Genomic DNA, 245 nt, shown 5'->3' with positions numbered 1-245 from the left:
CGTTCAGCGGGCCTTTGACCCGGAAGTGTTCGCCGACGTGGTCGAGCACGTGACGCTTTTCGGGGTCGTAGTAGCGGCCGCTGGCTTTGGCGCGCTCCCCCCAGGGCCAACCCGTCATCGTACAGGCCGGCTCCTCGGAAACCGGCCGAGAACTGGCCGCGCAAACCGCCGAAGTGGTGTTTACCGCACAAACCTCATTGGCCAACGCCCAAGCGTTTTACAGCGACCTCAAGGGACGCCTGGGC

At 64.9% G+C, this 245-nt stretch carries 1 pseudogene; it reads left to right on the top strand.

Annotated elements, in window-relative coordinates:
* Nucleotides 1-77: 77 nt before the first annotated feature.
* A pseudogene (locus AC0L20_RS41635) lies at nucleotides 78-245 on the top strand (nitrilotriacetate monooxygenase); the annotation flags it as partial.

The sequence above is a fragment of the Bradyrhizobium sp. Kon58 genome (assembly GCF_055807455.1).
This window is presented reverse-complemented; position numbering and strand designations above follow the sequence as displayed.